This window comes from Chitinophaga varians (assembly GCF_012641275.1).
Taxonomy (GTDB): domain Bacteria; phylum Bacteroidota; class Bacteroidia; order Chitinophagales; family Chitinophagaceae; genus Chitinophaga; species Chitinophaga varians_A.
In genome coordinates this window covers 384886-405407 of record NZ_JABAIA010000004.1, presented here as the reverse complement: position 1 = coordinate 405407, position 20522 = coordinate 384886, and the positions used below count along the sequence as shown (strand labels likewise).

Below are 20522 nucleotides of genomic sequence, written 5' to 3'. Positions count from 1 at the left end.
GTTTATATTTCTGCTTCCGGAGCGAGGAAGCCCGTTGTTTCGTGTATCAGCGCTTCAGGGGCCGTCCCGTTGTATGCCGGCAAGCACTCGTAGTAAGACCGCAACAGGATAGCGCCAATGGCCGGTATATTAAACCGCAGCTGTTGTAAGGGTGAAAACAGGAAAGTCCAGATCACGCCGATGGTCATCAATACCAGCACCGGGTAGAGCGCCGTGTCTGCGGCATTGCTGATCAGGTAGAATCCCATTTTCAGTAAAAAGACAAACACCAGCAACACAGCAATAAATCCCCCCAGCCCACAGTTCACCCAGGCGCCCAGCAAAATGGAGTGGCTCGGGATCAGGTGGTCGGTAGACGCGACCAGTTGCTCGTTCATTTCTTCATTCTGGTACAGCAACAGAATGCGGTAGTATTTCAGATTATCATCTTTTGCCCAGGAGCCATGGCCAAACAAGGGAGCATCGCTGATCGCGGCCAGTGCGGCAAATGTTTCTCCACGGCCTGTCATCAGCAATTCCAGGGGATTGTATGGATTGTCCAGCCGTTCTATTTGTTCTGATGCATGTTCGCCGCCCAGCTCATGGTTCAATACTGCATTCACATAACCCACATAGGCGAACTGAAATAATAACAACCCTGCTATACCAAACCCCAGCAACCTGTCGCGCGTCAGGTACATTCCGCTGTTGAAGCAGTAAATGATAATGGCGCCCAGGAAGAAGACCATCCCTGTGGAACGCGCATCTCTCGCAAAACACAGCAGGCTGTATGACAAGAGCAAGGCCAGTACCGTCTTCCAGCGCCCGCTACGGTACAAGAGGAATGACAGTATATACACGCCATAGGACAGGATAGGCACCATCTTGAACTTGAAGTAAGACATGTCTGTGTCGGCGTTTTCATCTGTCCATATAATATTTTTCAGCAGGGTCATACAGAGGAAGAAGAAAATAATCTTGTCATCTTTAAATGTTTTAAACAGGAAGAGGAATGATAGAATAGACATAACAATGGCGGCCCATCCACGCAAAAAATTTTCTGAAGGGCTGTTCACTACCAACAGGTCAGTGACAGCCTGGCAAATAAACAAAGCTGCGAGCGCGACAATGATCTTCCGGAACATGGGATAGGCTTTGAAATCACGCCTGTCGAATACAAACGGCGCAGACAACAGCACCATGATTTCGTTCAGCTTCAGCTGCCCTACCAGTGCTATATTTACGCCGCTAAGTAACGTATAGAGTGCTATCTTAAGCCGGTTGACCATAAACCTGCATTTTTCCGCGCAAGGCGTAGTTAATAATCTGATGCAAACGCTGTTTATTCACTTCCAGGCTGTATTCCCGCTGAAAATCCTGCTGCAGCAGGGCGCCGTTGTCTTTAGTGTCATCGAATTTGAGCAGTGACTGTTTAAAGGCCGCCGGCTCATCAGCTACGATGAAGTGTTTGCTCTTTACGCCTTCCACTCCCTTGCTGGTAGCGATAACAGGCGTTTTGAGCGCCATGGCTTCCAGGCATTTCAGCCGAGTGCCGCTGCCATGTATCAGGGGGATGATCACGGCGCTGGCCACGGAGATGTACCACTTCACATCATCCACTTTCCCAAAGGCCACTATATTCTGATACTCCTCTCTGCCGGTGATGCGTTTGAGCGCTTCCTTCGATCCCCGGCCCACCAGCCACAGGTCGTACCGGGCCGCCAGCTCTTCATCCCAAACATTTTCTATGAACCATTTAAGGCCGGCAAAATTCATGTATACACCGAAGTTGGCGGTCATTACCAGTACCCGTTGTTGTTTTTTCCCGGAGAGGCGATAATCCGCCTGGTCAAGAAAATTGGGCACTGTAAATACTTTTCTTTCGGGCAGGAACCGGGTATGATAAGCGTGGTCATCGTCGCTCACCACCAATACTGCCGCAGCCTTATTAAAGTACAGGCGCTCGTGCAGTTTCTCCATGCTGAACAACTGCAGTTTACGGACCCTGTCCAGTATATTGGCCGAGGGCAGCTGCCAGGTGATCATTGGCTGCGCATTATGCGTGCCCAGCACCACCCTGATATGCCTCGATTCAAAGAAAGAAATGTAGTGCCCCACAAACCCGTAGTCGAGGAAAGCCACAGCGATGGGATAATCCTGGCATATCTTTCTGAACATTTCCAATATGGCTGGTGACCGCTGGAAATATTGTTTACCGGTTATACGGGTCAACAGGTCAAAATCCTTTGTTTCATAAGTATAATAAGTGACGTTAGGAAGATGATAAGACTTCAGGTCTGCTTTTTCCACGTTCCGCACTACTGCAATGACCTCGTATCCAAGCTGCGACAAGGCCTTGATCAGGTAATAACTCCTGATCCTCTCTCCTCCGTTCTGCGGGAAGGGCGAAATATCCGTAAAAAATAGTATGTGCATATCCGTTAGTTCTGTTTTAATACCGGCATCCTTGCCTGTAGTTTTGAAAAGACGCGGCTGAATAGTTGTTCTATTTTGGTCACCTCTTCCTGCGTCAGCCCGATCAGCCACGCGCTGGCGGTCATGGCCAGTATGCTCACCAGCGTCGTTCCTCCCAACCGTATAAATCCCTCAGACATGCACCACTGCGGTATGTATGCCAGTGTCGCAGCCAGCAACACCGGTGCTACTGAGCGGACGACCACCTGTTTTACATACAGCAGCGGAGACAGTCCCGCTATTCTTTCGGCCGCCATGATCCTGTAAGCCCCGCTCAACACCTCTATAACGATGGCACTCACCAGTACTGAGGCAGCCGGCCAGCCGGCTTTGAGCAGCAGCCAGGCAACGGGAAGGTTTAGCAATACCATTGTACTGACCACCACCTGGTATTTCCTTATCTTTCCAACAGACTGCACTGCCACCTGTATCCCGGCAGATAGTTGATTTATAAGCGTGGCAATAACAATTAAGCGGCACATGATCACAGTATACTCCGGCACTTGCTTTAACCAGCATTGTAATACAAAGGGCATTTCTATCATCATAGGAATAGCCAGGAAACTCAACAGGAAAAAAGAGAACTTGCTGGCGATCATGGCCAGGCGAAGCATCCGGGGCCGGTCGCCACTGCCTTCGCTTTTTATGATCTGCGGGTTCAACGCCCTTAACATGGTCACCGAGAAATAACTCAGTTGGGCATTTACCTGGTTGGCGATGCCATAAGCCGCATTTACGACGGTGCCGAAGAATACATTCAGCAGTAATGCCAGCCCCTGGTTACGGGCAACCACACTGCCGGCGCCAAACATATTCCATCCTGCGTAGGCAAACATCTCTTTCAGCAATTGCCGGTCGGCGTACCGCCGGATAGCGATCCTGCTTTCCTTGTACTTCATGGCGCAATACACCTGCTTGAACAGCAGCAGTAATACTGTGAGTAAAGTCATGAGGCCGCCGTACACGATCAGTTTATCGTAACCGGTATATTGCAGGACTAAGGCTATCAGCAGTTTTCCCAGGGATTCAACAACACCCAGTATGGCCACCGTCACCATGTTCTCCTGCGCTATCAGCGTGGCGTCATAAGGCACGGATATGATAGTAAAGAATGCGCTGACAACCATGAACTGAAAGATGAGCTTCGCCGCCATGGTCCGGTCTGCCGGGTAATTCAACACATGATCAAACAGGTAGCCGCCTGCCACTTCAAACAGCAACACCATAGCCAGCCCCAGTATAAAATGCAGCAATACGCTGGCGTTAAATACCAGCTTTAATTTGTGGCCGTCTTTTGTACCGAGGTGAAACGACATATAGCGTTGCGTGCTGATGGTCATAGCAATGTTCAGAAATGACAACATGGCAATCACCCCGCTGATCAGGTTAAACAACCCGTAATCGGCCGCGCCCAATATGTTCAGCACCAGTCTGGTGGCGAACAATGAAATGAAAATGGTAATGAGCATTCGCCCGTAAAGTGCGCCGGTATTTAATATCACCCTGTTTGCTACCTGCATGGCCATTTATTTATCCGATTAAGTGTTCGAGCTGTGTAACTTCTTTCTTTGCAAATAATGCTATGTCGCCGGCCATCATCTCCCGGACCAGTGCGGGCAGGTCATAGGCTGGCTCCCAGCCCAGTACTGATTTCGATTTAGCGGGGTCACCGATGAGCAGCTCCACCTCTGTAGGGCGGAAATAACGCGGGTCAATAGCCACCACTTCCTTTCCTAACGGCAACGTGTATACTTCATTTGAACAGGCGGTAACAATGCCTGTTTCCCCGACACCACTGCCCTGGAAGGTGATGGTGATGCCCAGTTCCTCAAAGGCCATGCGAACAAATTCCCGAACGGTAGTGGTGATGCCGGTGGCGATCACATAGTCGTCCGGCTGCTCCTGTTGCAGGATGCGCCACATCGCTTCCACGTAATCTTTGGCATGGCCCCAGTCCCGCTGTGCGTCCAGGTTGCCCAGGTACAATTTATCCTGCAGTCCAAGCGCAATAGCAGCCGCCCCCCTGGTGATCTTCCGGGTTACAAAGGTTTCACCCCGGAGCGGACTTTCGTGATTAAACAGGATGCCATTGCAGGCATACATGCCATAGGCCTCGCGGTAGTTAACCGTGATCCAGTAGGCATACAACTTAGCCACGGCATAAGGGCTGCGGGGATAGAAGGGGGTGGTTTCCCGTTGTGGCACCTCCTGAACAAGTCCGTACAGCTCGGAAGTGCTGGCCTGGTATATGCGGGTTTTCTTTTCCAATTTCAGTATCCGTAACGCTTCCAGTAAACGCAGGGTGCCGATACCGTCCGCATTGGCCGTGTATTCAGGCGTGTCAAAGCTCACTCTCACATGGCTCATGGCCGCCAGGTTATAAATTTCATCCGGCTGGGTTTCCTGGATAATGCGGATCAGGTTGGTGCTGTCTGTCATATCACCATAGTGGAGACGAAAGCGTACATTCTCGCTGTGCATATCCTGGTATAAATGATCTATGCGCTCCGTATTGATCAGGGAAGCGCGACGTTTAACGCCGTGCACCATGTATCCTTTTTCCAGCAGCAGTTCTGCCAGGTAGGCTCCATCCTGTCCGGTAATACCTGTTATCAGGGCTACTTTCATACAATCGTTAATTTAGTGGTGATAGAAATAATTGTTACAGCAGGAATTAACGCCGACTTACTGTATCAGCGCATTAACTGTAGTATTGGCTTTGCCGATACCGTAATAGGTAAATCCAAGTTTGATGAGTTGCACGTCATCGTAGATATTGCGGCCGTCAAATACGAGCGGCGATTGCATGGTTTTTCGCAGCCTTTGCCAGTCCGGCATCCGGAACGTGTTCCATTCCGTCACCAGTAATATGGCTGCTGCGTTTTCCGCGGCGCTGTACATGTCTTCCGCGAAAGTGACGTTGTTGCCCAGGCAGGCGGATGCCTCGTCCATGGCTACAGGATCGTATACGCTCACTATGGCGCCCTCTTCCAGCAGGCTGTCTATCAGCACCAGTGAAGGGGCTTCCCGCATGTCGTCGGTATTAGGTTTAAACGACAAGCCCCATACAGCGAATTTTTTATTGCGGACATCGCCGTCGAAATGGCGGAGTATTTTCCGGAACAGTATTTTTTTCTGATCTTCATTTACCGCTTCCACTGCGTCCAGGATACGGAGATGGTAGCCATATTCCCGCCCTGTTTGTATGAGTGCTTTTACATCTTTCGGAAAACAGGAGCCGCCGTAGCCAATACCGGGATAAAGAAAATGTTTGCCTATCCGCGGGTCGCTGCCAATACCTTTTCTTACCTGGTCGATGTCAGCTCCTGCCAGCCCGCATAAATTGGCGATATCGTTCATATAGGATATCCTCGTGGCCAGCATGGCATTGGCAGCGTATTTTGTCATCTCTGCAGATGCGATGTCCATGAATAATATAGGGTGTCCGTTTAACAGGAAGGGGCGGTATAACTGCTCCAGTGTGTGCCTCGCCCTGGTGGTATTAACACCAACGACTATACGGTCCGGTTTCATGAAGTCATTTACTGCAGCGCCTTCCTTCAGGAATTCAGGGTTGGAGGCCACATCATAGTCGAGGATCAGTTGCCGGGCGTCAAGGCTCTCTTTCACCGCCCTGTTTACCTGTACGGCAGTACCAACAGGCACAGTGCTCTTGGTGACGATCACGAGGTAATGTTCCATGAGCTGCCCTATCTGGCCGGCCACCTGTAATACATATTGCAGGTCAGCACTGCCGTCTTCTCCCGGCGGCGTTCCTACGGCAATAAACACCACTTCTGCCCCAGGTAGCGCCGAAGCCAGGTCGGTAGTGAAAAGCAAACGGTCATCCTGCTGGTTGCGCTTTACAATTTCCTGTAAACCGGGTTCATAAATAGGCAGCATATTGTTTTGTAAACGCACGATTTTGCCGGCATCAACGTCAACGCATACCACTTCCGTTCCTACTTCTGCCAGGCAGGCCCCGGTCACTAAACCTACATACCCGGTACCAACGATTACTACTTTCATACAACTGGTGTTTAGGATTGTAATTTGAACTGATGCTGTTGCAGGAAATCCCTGTAAGCCATAACCAGTCCTTCTTTCAGGCTGATGGAATGTTTCCATCCCAGCTGGCGTAACCTGGACACGTCCATCAGCTTACGGGGTGTTCCATCCGGCTTGCTGGCGTCAAATATCAACTCCCCTTCGTAGCACACTACATCTTTGACATATTCTGCCAGTTCCCTGATGGTGAGGTCTTCGCCTTTGCCGATGTTCACCGGTTCTTTCTCGTTGTAATGCTGCATCAGGAATACGCAGGCATCCGCCAGATCGTCCGCAAACAGGAATTCCCGTTTAGGCGTTCCCGTTCCCCATACTGTCACCGATGCCCGGTTATTTATTTTCGCCTCGTGGAACCGTCTGATCAATGCCGGCAGCACGTGGGCATTCTGAGGGTGGTAATTGTCTCCTATGCCGAAAAGGTTGGTAGGCATCACGCTGATAAAGTTGCAGCCATACTGGTCCCGGTATGCTTCACATAATTTGATACCTGCTATTTTTGCAATGGCATAAGGTTCATTGGTCTGTTCCAGCGTTCCTGTCAGCAGGAAACTTTCTTTGACCGGCTGTGGCGCCATACGCGGGTAAATGCACGAGCTGCCCAGGAACTGCAGTTTGGTGACGCCATATTTCCAGGCAGCATGTATTACATTGGCAGCGATCATGATGTTATCGTACAGAAATTCGGCCCGGTAGGTATTGTTAGCGTAAATGCCACCCACTTTGGCAGCTGCCAGGAATACATAGGCAGGTTTTTCAGCAGCAAAAAAAGCATCTACATCCTCCTGCTTGCGAAGGTCCAGGCTACCGGAGCTGCGTGTAATGATATTTTGATAGCCCAGGGTTTCAAGTTTTCTTTTGATAGCGCCGCCTACCATGCCACGGTGACCGGCTATATAAATCGGATCATTTGCTTGCATATATTTCAGTTAAGGTTACAGTAATTCAGGCCGGTTTTCCCTGACCCATTGATGTAGTTGCCTGATATCCTGCCCGTTGCCGCGTTTCATCACCAGGAGGGCGCTGGCGGTATTGACCACCACCATATTTTCCACACCTACGAGGGCTACCAGTTTGTCTTTTCCGATTACGATATTCTTATGCGGATCGCTTTCGATAAATACCGCCTGGTGATTGCGGTATTGATAATGCCTGGAAAGTGCATCCGCCAATGCATCGTAGCTGCCTACATCGCTCCAGTCCATTTTGGCCGGGACCACCTTTACGATGTCGCTTTTTTCGAGTACGGCGTAATCAATACTGTCAGACGGGATGGCCTCCATTGTTTCCCTGCGCAATGTCCCGGTACTTTTCCATTCCGCGGCGGCGACAGCAGCAGCCTCGTAAATGGCGGGGGCATGTTGTTGCAGCTCACGCAGCATTACGCCGGCCTTGCAGCAGAAAATGCCACTGTTCCACAGGTGGCCGCCGGCAGCCAGCATAGCTTCTGCCACCACACGGTTGGGCTTTTCCACGAACTGCAGTACGTCATGCCCGGAGTAACTAATGTAGCCGAAGCCTGTTTCCGGGTAAGTGGGCACTAACCCTATAGTGACGATATAATTCCCTCCCGCCAGCACCGCAGCGGTCTCTATGGCGACGGCATATCTGTCCGGCGTGCCGATAAGATGGTCGGCGGGAGTGATGAGCAAAATGGTTTCGGGATCTGTCACAAAAGCAGCCAGTGCGATGGCGGCAGCGGTGTTACGCCCTACCGGCTCGGCGAGGCATTCAGGATTCGAAGCGCCGGCCTGCTCCAGTTGTTCCGCTACTATCGCCGCCTGTTGTTCGTTGACAATGGCCATTACCTTGTTACAGGCAAAGCGGTTTCGCCGGAAGGCCAGTTGAAGGAGGCTGTACCCATCGAACAGGGTTAATAGCTGCTTGGGGGTTTGCTGGTTTGACAAAGGCCACAACCGGGTGCCGGAGCCACCGCAAAGAAGAATGTGCTGCATCATAAGGTTAATGGTTTGAATCAGTAATGAGGTCCGTTTACCGCTTTGCTGCCGGTAATCGCCGATATTTCTCTCGATGATACTTTAGCTACGAGCATGCAACCCAGGCTGTTCAGCTCCACTTTCACATGGTCACCGCTGAGTTGTATGATCTTTCCGCCGGAAGCATGTACCCTCTCCCTGTCTGTCGGAATGGGAAATCTTTCCACAGATACATCTTCGTAGTCACGCAGAAAATGCCTTATCAATGCAATTTCATGGTCTGGTATAATGGCTGGTTGTTCCAGCCAGTGCACGAAGTTCACCACGTTATCTGTTTCACGTACCACCCAGCTCCTGCTTTCCGGAATACGCACAAATACGTAGGAAGGAAAGAGCGGGGCCTCAACGATCCTGCGCGCACCCACTAAGTGTTTGACTGGATAATAGTGTTCTACTTTTTTACGGGTGAACAGGTCAGCGACTTTTTTTTCGCATTTGGCCCTGGTATATACCGCATACCAGGCTAATGGTTGAACATTAAACATAGGAGCCGGTTTTTAAGGTGATCGGATAGTTCGTGTGGAAGTTATAAAGGCAGGATGGGCATAGTTTCCCCGCAGGTCACATGAATGGTGGTGTGACCGGATTTTTCGATTGTTATTATTTAGTACTTCGTTTAAAGAAACCCGTTTTTTTGACAGCCTCCGTGTATCCGTAACCGTTTATGTCGCCGTATCCGGAACCATAACCGTAACCAGCTACACCCTGGCGTTTTATTGCGTTGAATACGATGTTCAGTTTCCCCAGTTCCCTGTTCTGATACAGCTCTTCCACCAGTTTCAGGTAATGTTTGGGCGTACGCTGATGACGCACTACATACAGGGTTGCGTCACAGAAAGGTGCAATCAGCCTGGCGTCTGTTACCAGTCCCACCGGGGCGGAATCGATAATGATATAATCAAAGCGTTCTTTCAGTTCGTTTAAAAGGTGTTCCAGTTGCCCGTTGAGAATAAGTTCGCTGGGATTAGGAGGAATGATGCCTGCAGGCAACAGGTATAAATGTTCATTGTTGTCTATCTTCTGCAGGATGTCCTGTAAGGATGCCCTGCCAACCAGATAATTGCTGATGCCCGGAACGGCACGCATATTCAGCATTTTACTGATCATCGGTTTGCGCAGATCGAATTCCAGCAGGGCGACCTTTTTCCCTGCCAGTGACAGGCCTACGGCCAGGTTCACGGATATAAAGCTCTTGCCTTCGCCCGAAATGGAGGAAGTGACCATGAGTGTTTTGCGATCACCGTTAAGGCCGATATAGGATAAAGACGTTCTCAAAGCCCTGAACTGTTCCGCTATTGCCGTCCTGCTGTCATGGCTGATCACCACCGGATTTTTGCTGTCGTGGTACATGATCTCCGCAGCAATGGGCGCGGTTGTCATTTTTTCAATATCCGCCCGGAACATCACTTCGCTGTTCATCATATCTTTCAGTGACACAAATCCGGCCACCAGCGCTATGGCGGCGAGAACAGAAAGGCCCAGCACCATTGGCTTCTGCGGGCTGAAAGGGAAGGCGGCCGATTCGGCAGCGTCTACTATCCGGCTGTCAGACACCGCAGCTGCATAAGCCAGGGATGTTTCTTCCCGCTTCTGAAGCAGAAAGGTGTAGATGTTATTCTTAATCGCCTGCTGACGGCTTACTTCCAGCAACGCTTTTTCTTTCCCCGGTACGCTGCGGACGATGTTCATATTGCGGTTATTCTCCGTTTGTAATCGTGTCAGCCCTGCTTCCAGGTTAGCGCGCAGGCTCTTAATATTCTCCATGATGGCGGGTTTGAGCCGCTCTACCTGCCGGTTAAGGCTCGCCAGCAGGGGACTGTTTTCGCCGGTGGTTTTACGCAGGCGTTCGAGTTGTAATTCCGTTTCCGAAAGTTTGGCGACCAGTTCCAGCAACACGGCATCCGTGAGGCCAATGGTGCCTGGTACAATATTGCCGGTGGTCCTTTGACTGACAACATATCTTTCAATAGCATCCAGTACTGAAAGCTGCATATTGGCTTCACTGATCTTTCGGTCGTTTTCCTGTACACTGGCCAGGAATAATTTGCTTTGTTCGCCGATGTCCACAATACCTTCTGTCCTTTTAAATTTTTCCACCTGTGTTTCTGCCTGCCCCAGTTCGGCGCTGACGATCCGCAATCTCTCTTCTACAAAGCTCATGGTGTTGGCGGAAGTCCGGTTTTTATCTTCCACCGCGGCTTTATTATATTCCCTGATGAGCTCATTTAGTATGTCTTCGCCACGGTTCGGCGCGGCGTCCGTATACTCCAGGTCCACAACGCTTCCTGCTTTAGCTGCAGGCATAATTTTGATGGTCGCAAGTATCCGTTGCATCCATTGTTTCTCCGTCATCAGGTGCAGGGAATAGCTGGCGGCAGTATCCGTATGATTGCCTTGTGGTAGTATCAGCAGTTTTCCCCACCTGGTTTGCACGGTGTCTCCCACAGGCAAACGCTTACCGTCAATGGCCACCTGTTGGGTGGTTTTGCTGTAAGTAAAAGGCCAGGTGCCGGTTGCCGCCGGTTGTATGGCGTCTGGTTCGAGGAAGACGAATTTCAGCGGGCCGTCCTGATAGCGTACCACATCTCTTATCTTCCCTTTTTCTATGACTTCCCCGTACAGATTCAGTTTTCGTATAACCGATTTCGTTAGTGTACGCGACTTTAATATTTCAATTTCATTTTCCATGATCGTTTTGCTGCCTCCCATCAGATCGAGCGACTGCAACATGTCGCTGGCGCCAAGTCCGTTAGATGCTTCCTGCACCAGCAATACCGCAGATATTTTATAGAGCGGCGTGGCGTAACGCAGATACAGGAAGGCACATGCAAGGGCAGCTGCTATGGCTGCTGCGAACAACGGCCAGTAAGGCAGATAGTGCGAACGGATGAACGTCAGCAGGCTCTGTGGCGTTTCGCCGGTCTGGATTGGGTTTCCATTTACCTTTACCTTTTGCATATGCTAGTTATTAATAATCAAACGGTCCAGGATAATAACGAGTAAGGACAAGCTGCTGAGCGCGATGGGCAGTATCTGCCGGGACCGGTCAGCCGTTGCTATCTTTGACTTATTGGGTTCCACATAAAGTATATCATTTGATTGCAGAAAATAGTAAGGGGAATTAAGGATTTTTTTGTCGTTCAGGTCCAGCCGGCGGATGATCCTTTCGCCATCGACTTCCCGTATCAGGAGAATATTGTTTCGTTTGCCAAACACCGTTATATCACCTGCCATTCCCAGCGCTTCCAGTACTGATATTTTTTCGTTGGTAACATTTACTACTGTAGGTTTGCTGACTTCCCCCAATATGGTAACACGATAATTCAGAAAACGGATACTTACCACAGGATCTACCAGCAGCTTGCGTGCTATGAGCTGATCGTGCAGGTAGTCGGTGAGTGATTTTTTAGTAAAACCGGTCACTTTAACAGGCCCCAGCACCGGGTATTGAATATATCCCTGCTCATTCACCAGGAAGCCTCCCAGCATAGCGCCTGCTCCTGCATTGGCCCCTCCGGCGCCTGACGCGGAGGTCATGTTGGAAACATTGTAAATGATAACATCTTCCGGGTTAAGACTGCTTACATTGATCTGCAGTATATCATTCTTTTGTATCCTGGGCTCGAAACTGCCATCAACCGGTGATAGCACTGTGTCTTTTACGTCACTGAAGTAAATAGCATTTTTGGTTGATGTGCAGGCAGTAAACAAACAATTCAAGCATAGTAATCCCAGTCCTATCCAGGTTAAGCAGGTTTTCAATATCATCATATGGCTTTTAATATCATCGCTTTCACTTGCCGTTCCGCTCCATACAATATTACTTCAGTTGAGGGCCTGAATCAATTACTAACTAGAGTATAAATTGTACGCAACTCCATATTCTTGTTACTTATAAAAGTAAATCGGCAACAAAATCAAGAGACATATCATTAAAAGAAGAATATAAGAAATTTTGGGAGAGGGTTGCAATAAACAGAAGAGAGGATAAATTATTTGACCATATTTTTGAGATCAATTCAGATTTGGATGAAACATTTAGCTTCTGATATACTTTTTTCAGGTGCTGGTTCACTGTAAACACAGTGACGAACAACTTTTCCGCCATTTCCTTATATGAGTAGCCTTCCTTGAGCAACTGTACCAGTTCATATTCCCTGCGGGTAAGTTTGTCTTTGATACTTTCCAGCGGATCTCCGTTGAGATGACTGATCAGCATATGTGCCGCTTTGGGTGATAAAGTAGCGCCGCTCTGCATGGTGTCTATGATGGATTGGTAGATATCGTTCAGGCGGCTCGTTTTAATGATGTAGCCGCTGGCGCCTTTTTTAATGGCCTCTATGATATATTGTTTATCGTCGTGCCCGGACAATACAATCACTTTTATATCGGGATAACGTTTCTTCACTTCTGCAATTCCATCTATACCTGATATGCCCGGCAAAGTGATGTCCATTAATACTACTTCTACGTCAGGATAGGTTACCGGCAGTGCAATAAATTCTTCCATGGTTTTGCATGCAAATACTACATTACATTCCTGGAAATCTTCGAGAAATTCGCGATAGTTGTTTAACAGAAAGTGGTTGTCTTCAATGATACCAATGTTGATCATAATAAAAGAGCTGGGTTTTCGGTTGATATGGTATAATATAGTTATATAACAGAAAAATAAGGCAAATCGATAGGGCTGCTATGTCTTAGTTATATATCATTATTAACATAGACGGAATTACCATAAACAAATTAATATTAATGAAATATATCAATTTCATTTCTCCACTAAAATAACAAAATTAAACTCAAAACTAACAAACTATTGATTACCATCAACTATATTGCACCAACCAATCAAATTAAATTATATTCTATATAATATTTTATCAGAGATTTTGTAAATTTAGATAGACTAATTGTAGTCCTGCGAACTCATATCCTTTGAAATAAACCATATTTCTATCAACCGAAAACCTGTTGTATGCGCGAACTTATTACCAGGCATGTTGCCGGGAAAAGGTCATTGACAGATATGCGATCTGAATACATTTCTATGGCCATGCACGAATTCAAGACACCTATTACTGCTATTTCATCGTCTGTAGAACTACTGGAAACGAAAATGCAACGGGATGAACTGATGTTGCCTTTTTATCAGCGGAACATATCCCGTATTAAAGAAGAGATAACCATGCTGACTAACATGGTGGAAGACATCCTCATCAGCGGCAGCATGGCAGCCGGTAATCCGGATGCTACTCCTGAGATCACGGATGTATCTGCCTTTGCCAGGATGATCCGGCAGCGGTATTTCTATCAGCGTGCGGACAAGCGTCAGTTAAGAATAAAAATTACCGGGACACGCCGTGATATTTATATCGATCAAAGTCAGCTGGCTGGTATCCTGACCAACCTGGTTGGAAATGCCTTCAAATACTCTCATGAGCAGGGACCTTTGCTCAGTCTGCATTACCGGAAAAAAGAACTATGCATTAAAGTAAAGGACAAAGGTATTGGTATACCGGAAGAGCATATACGTTTTTTATGCACGCCTTTTTTCCGCGCCGGAAATGTAGGGGATAAAGAAGGTGCCGGCCTGGGGCTTGCCATCGTAAAACGTTTCGTTATGGCCAACAACGGCACTATAGCCGTCAGCAGCAATGCGGCCGGTACTGTTTTTACGCTCACATTTCCTTATGCAGCCGATATTGCTTCGTGACTATAACGCCTCAATATAGCAGCAATACGCTTCCTTTCAACATATGTTGCTCCTGACGGCTGTCGGTATATGTGCATATATATACATAGGCCTGTACGCCTGCACGGGCTCCCCTGAAAGTGCCGTCCCATCCGGCTTCCGGCGCCAGGCTGGAAAATACCAGTTTTCCCCACCTGTCGTATACCTGTAACCGGTAGTTATGGATGGCGTCATACACTTTGGGCCGGAAAATATCATTCTGCCCATCGCTGTTAGGTGTAAATGCATTGGGAAATATTACCAGGCAGTTTTTCCAGGGTGACGTCACTGAAGTGTCCACCCGCGCGCCAAACTCATGATTATCCTTTATTTTTCCGGTATGCAGCCCCGCAGCAAGGCCGGAAAAGACGCTGTCCGTCTGCCATATGCCGTTGTCCAGTTGATATTGAAAAGGAGGCGCTCCGCCTGTTACATGCAGGGTTATACTGCCGTCTGACACTTCTCCGCAACTACATGGCTTTACGGCAGCGGTTACCGTGGGCAGCACTAATTCATCGATGGCAGATAAATTGTCAATCAGCAAGGCAATGCCAAACTGGCTCTTGTTACATGGCGCAGTAGGATAAGCCAGGAATGAAATATAACGCCAGGCCTGTGTTGTACGGAATACCGCATGATACCGCTTCCAATCTGTTTGAATAAAATTGCCTGACGACCATAACAGGGCGGCAGTATCGCCTGGCGTATTGCCTCCATAGATAGCGAGGTTACCGTAACAGGCAGGATAAAGATAATAGGTGGCAAACGCCAGATCAAAACTCAATACGTAGGTAGTATGTGCCTTCAGTGGTTGCGCTAATTGCTGGCCAACCCCCTCCAGGAAACCCTTTCCGCTATGCATGCCAATATAGCTGCTACCAGCCGATGGCGGCAGTTTTATGTCGAATATACCAGGCTGTGTATCTGGCGTGCCCTGTACAATAAACCAGGGAGCGGGTATTATCCCCTTTCCCCGCGCTCCTTCCATAGATGGATTACCTAGGGCAATTTGCTGGGCTTCTAACCGGATAGTCAGTGTTAAAAAAAACCAGCAGCACAACGTTGTATATAAAGTACCTGGTCCCCGGAACATTCATTTGATTTGCTCTCATAAAATTACCGGTTACAGGCATGACTACATATACTCAAAGTAGTAGTTTGTGGGAGGCCGCTGATTCTTTTTTATCCGCTTTATTGTTGGGCCGGGAATTTAGTAATATCCATAAAAAAGACTTCCCAGGTATGCCCGTCCGGATCTTCGATGGTCCGCTGTTGCATAAAACCATAGTCTCTCATTTCATTGGGCTCCGTCCCTCCTGCTTTGATACCGTTCGTTACCAGGTTATTCACTTCGTCTATACTGTCTAAGGATAGTGAAAAGAGCCCTGCCAGATTTGCTTTGGTGTCAGCTAACGGCTTTGTCGCAAAAGTTTTAAATTTTTCATGGGTCATTATCATCACAAAAATATTTTCACTCCACACCATGCATTTCGCTGAGTCATCCGAGAACTGAGGATTGTTGGTAAATCCGATGGCCGTATAAAAGTCCAGTGACTGCTGAAGATCTTTTACGGGTAAGTTGATAAATACTTGTTTTGCCATGACTTGATTTTTTAATTGTTATTACAGCAAAGTTGCGGTAACTGTTTTTGCTAAAAATTTACATTTGTTGAGAAAGGCGGATTTTTTTACTTATTCGCCAAAAATATCCGGCTAAGCTGTGTGGGCGTGATACCGAGATAGGCGGCAATATGGTGTTTCTTCAGCCTTTTTACCAACCCGGGATATGTGCGGAGAAAATTATCGTAATTGGTTTTCGCTGATTCATACCGGAGCGATACTTCATAGGGTTCCTTCTCGATTATCCAATGCTGTTCCATATAGCGGATATAAAAAGCGGCGATATCAGGATAGATCGCAACAAGCTTTTTAAACTCCATAAAATTATATTCGAGCACAACTGTATCCTCCAGGGCTTTTATGGTGAAATTGCCTGGTGATTGTGTGAGCGTGGCGGTCATGGAACCGGCAATCCGGTTCTCGGGGAAGAAATATTTAATCACCGTGTCGCCGTTTTCGGCGGTGTAAAACTGATACATTAAACCCTTCACGATAAAGGCCACCTTTTTAGGCGTCTGGCCTTCGGTGACGAAGTTGTCGCCCTTGTGGTAGGTATTTTCGTGAAGCAAGGCCGCCCACGCCGCTTCCGCTTGCGACGACAGTTCAACGTAGGTTTTTATTTTCTGAAAGAAAGCATCATGGCTCATTGGCTAAAGATAATAATCTTATTTCCCTGTGCAATGAAGCCGCCAGGTTATTTAAATTCTAAGCCGTTTTTTGAATATTACCTCCCTCAAATAAAAAAAATTGGTTCCTTCTGAAACATATCGTAATATTGCGATAATAAAAATCGTATAAATGGGCGCCACCAAAGCAGATTTGTTCACCAGACAGCAGAATGAAATAGCCGCTATGGCTAAAGCGCTGGCACATCCGGCCCGTATTGCCATCCTCCAGTACCTGGTCAAAAAGAACGCCTGTGTCTGCGGGGATTTGGTGGAAGAGCTGGGCCTTGCCCAGGCTACCACTTCCCAGCATCTGAAAGAACTGAAAATAGCGGGGATCATACAGGGTTCCATTGAAGGGGCCAGTGTATGTTACTGCATCAATCCCAAAGTCTGGAAGCAGTACAAGGAACTGTTCAGCGCATTCTTTAAAGATGTGGACCTGCAACAGTCCTGCTGCTGATATTTTTTTGTTTAAATATATCGCAATATTGCAATAATACAATAATAGATACCATGGCTACCGACGAACAAATGAAGGAACTGGTAAAACAGAAATACAGTGAAATCGCTTTACAGGACAAGGCTACCAACGCATCTTCCTGTTGCGGCTCCGGTTGTTGTTCTACCGAAGTATATAATATCATGAGCGATGACTATTCACAGCTGGAAGGGTACAACCCGGATGCAGACCTGGGCCTGGGATGTGGATTGCCAACGCAGTTTGCAAAAATCAAAAAAGGAGATACCGTTATCGATCTGGGCTCCGGCGCAGGTAATGACTGTTTCATCGCCAGGCAGGAAACCGGCGGGTCCGGAAAGGTAATAGGCATCGACTTCACGCCTGCCATGATTGAAAAAGCCCGTGCCAATGCGGAGAAACTGAATTTCAATAATGTAGAGTTCCGTCAGGGCGACATTGAGAAAATGCCCGTAACCGCCAATGTTGCGGACGTGGTGGTCAGCAATTGTGTATTGAACCTGGTGCCCAACAAAAACGGCGTTATCAGGGAAATTTTCCGTGTGCTGAAACCTGGCGGGCACTTCAGTATTTCCGATATCGTATTGCAGGGCACTCTGCCGGCCGGCATTCAGCAGGCAGCGGAAATGTACGCCGGTTGCGTATCCGGCGCCGTGCAGAAAAATGAGTACCTGGACATGATCGAAAACAGCGGCTTTACAAACATCACCATCCAGAAAGAGAAAACCATCACCATTCCGGATGATATTCTTTCCAACTACCTGAACGCTGAAGAAATAGCTGCCTTCCGTTCCGGTGATACAGGCATCTACAGTATTACCGTTTACGCGGAAAAACCGTCCGAGACGGCATGTTGCCCTCCGGGTTGCTGTTAATTGATCACCTGAAACCAATACTATATGACTATTCAGCCGATGACTGCCGACCACGGAAGTCAGGTATTATCCATCTACGAAGCGGGCATTGCTACCGGCAATGCCACGTTCCAGACTGCAGCACCCTCATGGGAAGAATGGGACCAGTCCCATCTGAAAACCTGCCGCCTCGTTGCTGTTGAAAATAACCGGGTATTAGGCTGGGCTGCACTGACAGCTGTATCCAGCCGCTGTGTATACTCCGGCGTAGCTGAAGTAAGTGTATATGTTGCCCCCGATGCGCGGGGCAAGGGGATTGGCCGTCAGCTGCTGGAAGCGCTAATCCGGGAAAGTGAGCTGCACAATTTCTGGACTTTACAGGCAGGCATCTTTCCGGAAAATACCGGTAGTGTGAAAATCCATGAAGCCTGCGGCTTCCGTATTGTAGGACGCAGAGAGCGGATAGGCAAAATGGGCGACAGGTGGAGAGATACATTACTACTCGAAAGAAGAAGCACACAAACAGGCATTTAAAAACCATTTACAGCAACATCATGCAAAACTGCAATCCTGCCCGGCGTAGGCAACTGGGCTTTCTGGACCGCTACCTCACCTTATGGATATTCCTGGCAATGGCTATTGGCGTTGGCATCGGATATTTCTTTCCATCCTCTTCCGGGTTTATCAATTCCTTTTCATCCGGCACCACCAATATACCACTGGCAATAGGTTTGATTCTGATGATGTACCCGCCGCTCGCCAAAGTGAAGTATGAAAACATGGGTGAAGTATTCCGGAATACCAAAGTATTATCTGCTTCCCTGATACTAAACTGGGTAGTTGGTCCGGTACTCATGTTCGTGTTAGCAGTACTGTTTCTGCACGGCTATCCTGAATACATGACGGGGCTTATCCTGATTGGACTGGCCCGTTGTATCGCAATGGTCATCGTGTGGAATGAGCTGGCAGATGGTAACCGCGAATACGCCGCCGGACTGGTTGCCTTGAACAGCATTTTTCAGGTGCTGCTGTATAGTGTATACGCTTACCTCTTCATCACCTGGTTGCCGACCGTTTTTGGTATGAAAGGGCTGACCGTAGCTATATCCATTGGCGAAATCGCAAAAAGTGTTGCGATCTATTTAGGCATCCCGTTTGCCGCCGGTATTATCAGCCGCTATGGCCTTATCGCATGGAAAGGAGAGCAATGGTACCAGGAAAAATATATCCCCTTCATTTCACCGGTCACGTTAATAGCCCTGCTGTTTACCATCGTCGTGATGTTTAGCCTTAAAGGAGAACTGATCGTGCAGATACCATTGGACGTTGTCAGAATAGCAATTCCGCTGGTGATCTATTTCGCCATCATGTTTTTGGTCAGTTTCCTGCTGGGCAAGGCAATGGGCGCCGATTATTCCCGGAATGCGGCTATCGCCTTCACCGCAGCCGGTAACAACTTCGAACTGGCCATAGCGGTAGCCATCGGCGTGTTTGGCATCAACTCCGGCCAGGCTTTCGTAGGCGTAATAGGGCCGCTGGTGGAAGTGCCCGCACTCATTGCATTGGTAAACGTGGCTTTCCGGCTTCGGAAAAAATGGTACAACATTCCCGCTAACAGCGTAAAAGCATAACCATCAATACATCATCGTATGAAAAAAATCCTTGTCCTTTGTACCGGCAACAGCTGCCGCAGCCAGATCGCGGAAGGCTATTTAAGATATTTCGCCGGAGATAAGGCAGAAGTATACAGCGCAGGCGTAGAAACGCACGGCGTCAATCCGCGGGCCATCGCCACCATGGCGGAAGACGGCATCGATATTTCCGGTCATACCTCCAACAACATCACCGAGTACCGGAACATACCTTTCGACTACGTTATTACCGTCTGTGACAACGCAAAAGAAAGATGCCCCTTCTTTCCTACCACGGCCCGGAAATTTCATGAGAATTTTCCAGATCCCGCAAAAGCTACCGGGACCGAAGAAGAGATCATGCAGCAGTTCAGAACAGTACGCCGGATTATTAAAGACTATACCCAATCCTTTGTGGCAGCAAACCTGTAATGCAACAACACATGGTTAAAATAAAAAAAGGCTTGTAAGCAAACTTACAAGCCTTTTAGTTCAAGAGCCCGGAACGGGCGCCTTAAACTTTCTATGCATCTTGATCTAAAGTTTCATTTTGCTTGATCACCTTCTCGTAGTTCTCTTTCTTCATCGCCGCCAACATTTGCCTGATCGTGCTGTTATTTGTGCCTAAAATCTGTACAGCCAGCAACCCCGCGTTCCGTGCGCCATTAACGCCTACTGTGGCTACCGGTATGTCTCCCGGCATCTGTACTATAGATAAAAGGGAATCCCAGCCATCGAGAGAATTTGAAGACTTAATAGGAACTCCAATTACCGGCAAGGTAGTAATAGCGGCAACCATACCTGGGAGATGGGCTGCGCCACCGGCACCTGCGATGATGATCTTCAGGCCACGTTCTTCAGCAGTAGCTGCGTATTCAAACATTCTTTGAGGGCTACGATGTGCCGATACAACGCTAAACTCATAGCCTATATCAAACTTCTTCAGCACCTCTATTGCCTGACGCATAATAGGCGCATCAGAACTACTTCCCATGATAATGCCCACCTCTACCTGTTTCAT

General features: G+C 48.3%; 21 protein-coding genes. 6 read left to right on the top strand and 15 right to left on the bottom strand.

Going from position 1 to position 20522, the window contains the following annotated elements:
* Positions 1-2 precede the first annotated feature (2 nt).
* From HGH92_RS31070 to HGH92_RS31020, 11 genes are all read right to left on the bottom strand, one after another.
* Positions 3-1268, bottom strand: coding sequence for a hypothetical protein (locus HGH92_RS31070; RefSeq protein ID WP_168874743.1), 1266 nt, complete (start codon positions 1266-1268; stop codon positions 3-5).
* Entirely contained in the window at positions 1252-2415 is a 1164-nt protein-coding gene (locus HGH92_RS31065; protein WP_168874742.1) for a glycosyltransferase family 4 protein, read from the bottom strand. Before HGH92_RS31065 ends, HGH92_RS31070 begins: the two co-directional genes overlap by 17 nt.
* 5 nt (positions 2416-2420) lie before the next feature.
* The gene (locus HGH92_RS31060; RefSeq protein ID WP_168874741.1) at positions 2421-3974 is read right to left on the bottom strand and encodes a lipopolysaccharide biosynthesis protein; all 1554 of its coding nucleotides are present in this window, start codon (positions 3972-3974) and stop codon (positions 2421-2423) included.
* 10 nt (positions 3975-3984) lie between these two features.
* Positions 3985-5082 (bottom strand): GDP-mannose 4,6-dehydratase, encoded by a 1098-nt coding sequence (gene gmd / locus HGH92_RS31055; protein ID WP_168874740.1) that lies wholly within the window; start codon positions 5080-5082, stop codon positions 3985-3987.
* Between the two features lie 57 nt (positions 5083-5139).
* Positions 5140-6483, bottom strand: a complete 1344-nt coding sequence (locus HGH92_RS31050; RefSeq protein WP_168874739.1) for a UDP-glucose dehydrogenase family protein — start codon at positions 6481-6483, stop codon at positions 5140-5142.
* Between the two features lie 11 nt (positions 6484-6494).
* Positions 6495-7439 carry a GDP-L-fucose synthase family protein gene (locus tag HGH92_RS31045; protein ID WP_168874738.1) on the bottom strand — a complete coding sequence of 315 codons (945 nt, stop codon included), beginning with the start codon at positions 7437-7439 and terminating at the stop codon, positions 6495-6497.
* A 15-nt stretch (positions 7440-7454) separates the two neighbouring features.
* The gene (locus tag HGH92_RS31040) at positions 7455-8477 is read right to left on the bottom strand and encodes a mannose-1-phosphate guanylyltransferase (protein WP_168874737.1); all 1023 of its coding nucleotides are present in this window, start codon (positions 8475-8477) and stop codon (positions 7455-7457) included.
* Between the two features lie 17 nt (positions 8478-8494).
* A complete protein-coding gene (locus tag HGH92_RS31035; RefSeq protein ID WP_168874736.1) occupies positions 8495-9001 on the bottom strand; it encodes a transcription termination/antitermination NusG family protein in 507 nt (168 codons plus the stop codon).
* Positions 9002-9116: 115 nt separating this feature from the next.
* The gene (locus HGH92_RS31030) at positions 9117-11474 is read right to left on the bottom strand and encodes a GumC family protein (protein ID WP_168874735.1); all 2358 of its coding nucleotides are present in this window, start codon (positions 11472-11474) and stop codon (positions 9117-9119) included.
* Between the two features lie 3 nt (positions 11475-11477).
* Positions 11478-12287, bottom strand: a complete 810-nt coding sequence (locus tag HGH92_RS31025; protein ID WP_168874734.1) for a polysaccharide biosynthesis/export family protein — start codon at positions 12285-12287, stop codon at positions 11478-11480.
* A gap of 121 nt (positions 12288-12408) precedes the next feature.
* Positions 12409-13131: a response regulator gene (locus tag HGH92_RS31020; protein ID WP_168874733.1), complete on the bottom strand. Its 723-nt coding sequence runs from the start codon at positions 13129-13131 to the stop codon at positions 12409-12411.
* A gap of 363 nt (positions 13132-13494) precedes the next feature.
* On the opposite strand from HGH92_RS31020, the gene HGH92_RS31015 reads away from it, so the two are divergent.
* Entirely contained in the window at positions 13495-14232 is a 738-nt protein-coding gene (locus tag HGH92_RS31015) for a sensor histidine kinase (RefSeq protein WP_168874732.1), read from the top strand.
* A 10-nt stretch (positions 14233-14242) separates the two neighbouring features.
* Here the strand turns inward: HGH92_RS31015 and HGH92_RS31010 are convergent, their stop codons facing one another.
* The 3 genes from HGH92_RS31010 to HGH92_RS31000 all read right to left on the bottom strand — a co-directional run bounded on the left by HGH92_RS31010 (position 14243) and on the right by HGH92_RS31000 (position 16517).
* Positions 14243-15238, bottom strand: a complete 996-nt coding sequence (locus tag HGH92_RS31010; protein WP_168874731.1) for a gliding motility-associated C-terminal domain-containing protein — start codon at positions 15236-15238, stop codon at positions 14243-14245.
* Positions 15239-15441: 203 nt separating this feature from the next.
* Complete coding sequence (locus HGH92_RS31005) at positions 15442-15852, bottom strand: VOC family protein (protein ID WP_168874730.1); 411 nt, start codon at positions 15850-15852, stop codon at positions 15442-15444.
* Positions 15853-15938: 86 nt separating this feature from the next.
* Positions 15939-16517: a Crp/Fnr family transcriptional regulator gene (locus HGH92_RS31000; protein ID WP_168874729.1), complete on the bottom strand. Its 579-nt coding sequence runs from the start codon at positions 16515-16517 to the stop codon at positions 15939-15941.
* Positions 16518-16668: 151 nt separating this feature from the next.
* Between HGH92_RS31000 and HGH92_RS30995 the strand changes: the two genes are divergently transcribed.
* From HGH92_RS30995 to HGH92_RS30975, 5 genes are read left to right on the top strand one after another with little or no spacing between them, the layout of a single operon-like run.
* The gene (locus HGH92_RS30995; RefSeq protein WP_168874728.1) at positions 16669-16998 is read left to right on the top strand and encodes an ArsR/SmtB family transcription factor; all 330 of its coding nucleotides are present in this window, start codon (positions 16669-16671) and stop codon (positions 16996-16998) included.
* Positions 16999-17051: 53 nt separating this feature from the next.
* Positions 17052-17891: an arsenite methyltransferase gene (locus HGH92_RS30990; protein WP_168874727.1), complete on the top strand. Its 840-nt coding sequence runs from the start codon at positions 17052-17054 to the stop codon at positions 17889-17891.
* 24 nt (positions 17892-17915) lie between these two features.
* Positions 17916-18404: a GNAT family N-acetyltransferase gene (locus tag HGH92_RS30985; protein ID WP_168874726.1), complete on the top strand. Its 489-nt coding sequence runs from the start codon at positions 17916-17918 to the stop codon at positions 18402-18404.
* A gap of 20 nt (positions 18405-18424) precedes the next feature.
* Complete coding sequence (gene arsB, locus HGH92_RS30980) at positions 18425-19501, top strand: ACR3 family arsenite efflux transporter (protein WP_168874725.1); 1077 nt, start codon at positions 18425-18427, stop codon at positions 19499-19501.
* A gap of 18 nt (positions 19502-19519) precedes the next feature.
* Positions 19520-19933 carry an arsenate reductase ArsC gene (locus HGH92_RS30975; RefSeq protein ID WP_168874724.1) on the top strand — a complete coding sequence of 138 codons (414 nt, stop codon included), beginning with the start codon at positions 19520-19522 and terminating at the stop codon, positions 19931-19933.
* Between the two features lie 91 nt (positions 19934-20024).
* On the opposite strand, the gene purE is transcribed toward HGH92_RS30975, so the two are convergent.
* Positions 20025-20522, bottom strand: coding sequence for a 5-(carboxyamino)imidazole ribonucleotide mutase (gene purE / locus HGH92_RS30970; protein ID WP_168874723.1), 498 nt, complete (start codon positions 20520-20522; stop codon positions 20025-20027).

Excerpts from the sequence above, each read along its gene's own strand:
- HGH92_RS31070 (WP_168874743.1), bottom strand. The coding sequence starts at position 1,268 with ATGGTCAACCGGCTTAAGATAGCACTCTATACGTTACTTAGCGGCGTA.
- HGH92_RS31065 (WP_168874742.1), bottom strand. The coding sequence starts at position 2,415 with ATGCACATACTATTTTTTACGGATATTTCGCCCTTCCCGCAGAACGGA.
- HGH92_RS31060 (WP_168874741.1), bottom strand. The coding sequence starts at position 3,974 with ATGCAGGTAGCAAACAGGGTGATATTAAATACCGGCGCACTTTACGGG.
- gmd (WP_168874740.1), bottom strand. The coding sequence starts at position 5,082 with ATGAAAGTAGCCCTGATAACAGGTATTACCGGACAGGATGGAGCCTAC.
- HGH92_RS31050 (WP_168874739.1), bottom strand. The coding sequence starts at position 6,483 with ATGAAAGTAGTAATCGTTGGTACCGGGTATGTAGGTTTAGTGACCGGG.
- HGH92_RS31045 (WP_168874738.1), bottom strand. The coding sequence starts at position 7,439 with ATGCAAGCAAATGATCCGATTTATATAGCCGGTCACCGTGGCATGGTA.
- HGH92_RS31040 (WP_168874737.1), bottom strand. The coding sequence starts at position 8,477 with ATGATGCAGCACATTCTTCTTTGCGGTGGCTCCGGCACCCGGTTGTGG.
- HGH92_RS31035 (WP_168874736.1), bottom strand. The coding sequence starts at position 9,001 with ATGTTTAATGTTCAACCATTAGCCTGGTATGCGGTATATACCAGGGCC.
- HGH92_RS31030 (WP_168874735.1), bottom strand. The coding sequence starts at position 11,474 with ATGCAAAAGGTAAAGGTAAATGGAAACCCAATCCAGACCGGCGAAACG.
- HGH92_RS31025 (WP_168874734.1), bottom strand. The coding sequence starts at position 12,287 with ATGATGATATTGAAAACCTGCTTAACCTGGATAGGACTGGGATTACTA.
- HGH92_RS31020 (WP_168874733.1), bottom strand. The coding sequence starts at position 13,131 with ATGATCAACATTGGTATCATTGAAGACAACCACTTTCTGTTAAACAAC.
- HGH92_RS31015 (WP_168874732.1), top strand. The coding sequence starts at position 13,495 with ATGCGCGAACTTATTACCAGGCATGTTGCCGGGAAAAGGTCATTGACA.
- HGH92_RS31010 (WP_168874731.1), bottom strand. The coding sequence starts at position 15,238 with ATGGAAGGAGCGCGGGGAAAGGGGATAATACCCGCTCCCTGGTTTATT.
- HGH92_RS31005 (WP_168874730.1), bottom strand. The coding sequence starts at position 15,852 with ATGGCAAAACAAGTATTTATCAACTTACCCGTAAAAGATCTTCAGCAG.
- HGH92_RS31000 (WP_168874729.1), bottom strand. The coding sequence starts at position 16,517 with ATGAGCCATGATGCTTTCTTTCAGAAAATAAAAACCTACGTTGAACTG.
- HGH92_RS30995 (WP_168874728.1), top strand. The coding sequence starts at position 16,669 with ATGGGCGCCACCAAAGCAGATTTGTTCACCAGACAGCAGAATGAAATA.
- HGH92_RS30990 (WP_168874727.1), top strand. The coding sequence starts at position 17,052 with ATGGCTACCGACGAACAAATGAAGGAACTGGTAAAACAGAAATACAGT.
- HGH92_RS30985 (WP_168874726.1), top strand. The coding sequence starts at position 17,916 with ATGACTATTCAGCCGATGACTGCCGACCACGGAAGTCAGGTATTATCC.
- arsB (WP_168874725.1), top strand. The coding sequence starts at position 18,425 with ATGCAAAACTGCAATCCTGCCCGGCGTAGGCAACTGGGCTTTCTGGAC.
- HGH92_RS30975 (WP_168874724.1), top strand. The coding sequence starts at position 19,520 with ATGAAAAAAATCCTTGTCCTTTGTACCGGCAACAGCTGCCGCAGCCAG.
- purE (WP_168874723.1), bottom strand. The coding sequence starts at position 20,522 with ATGAAACAGGTAGAGGTGGGCATTATCATGGGAAGTAGTTCTGATGCG.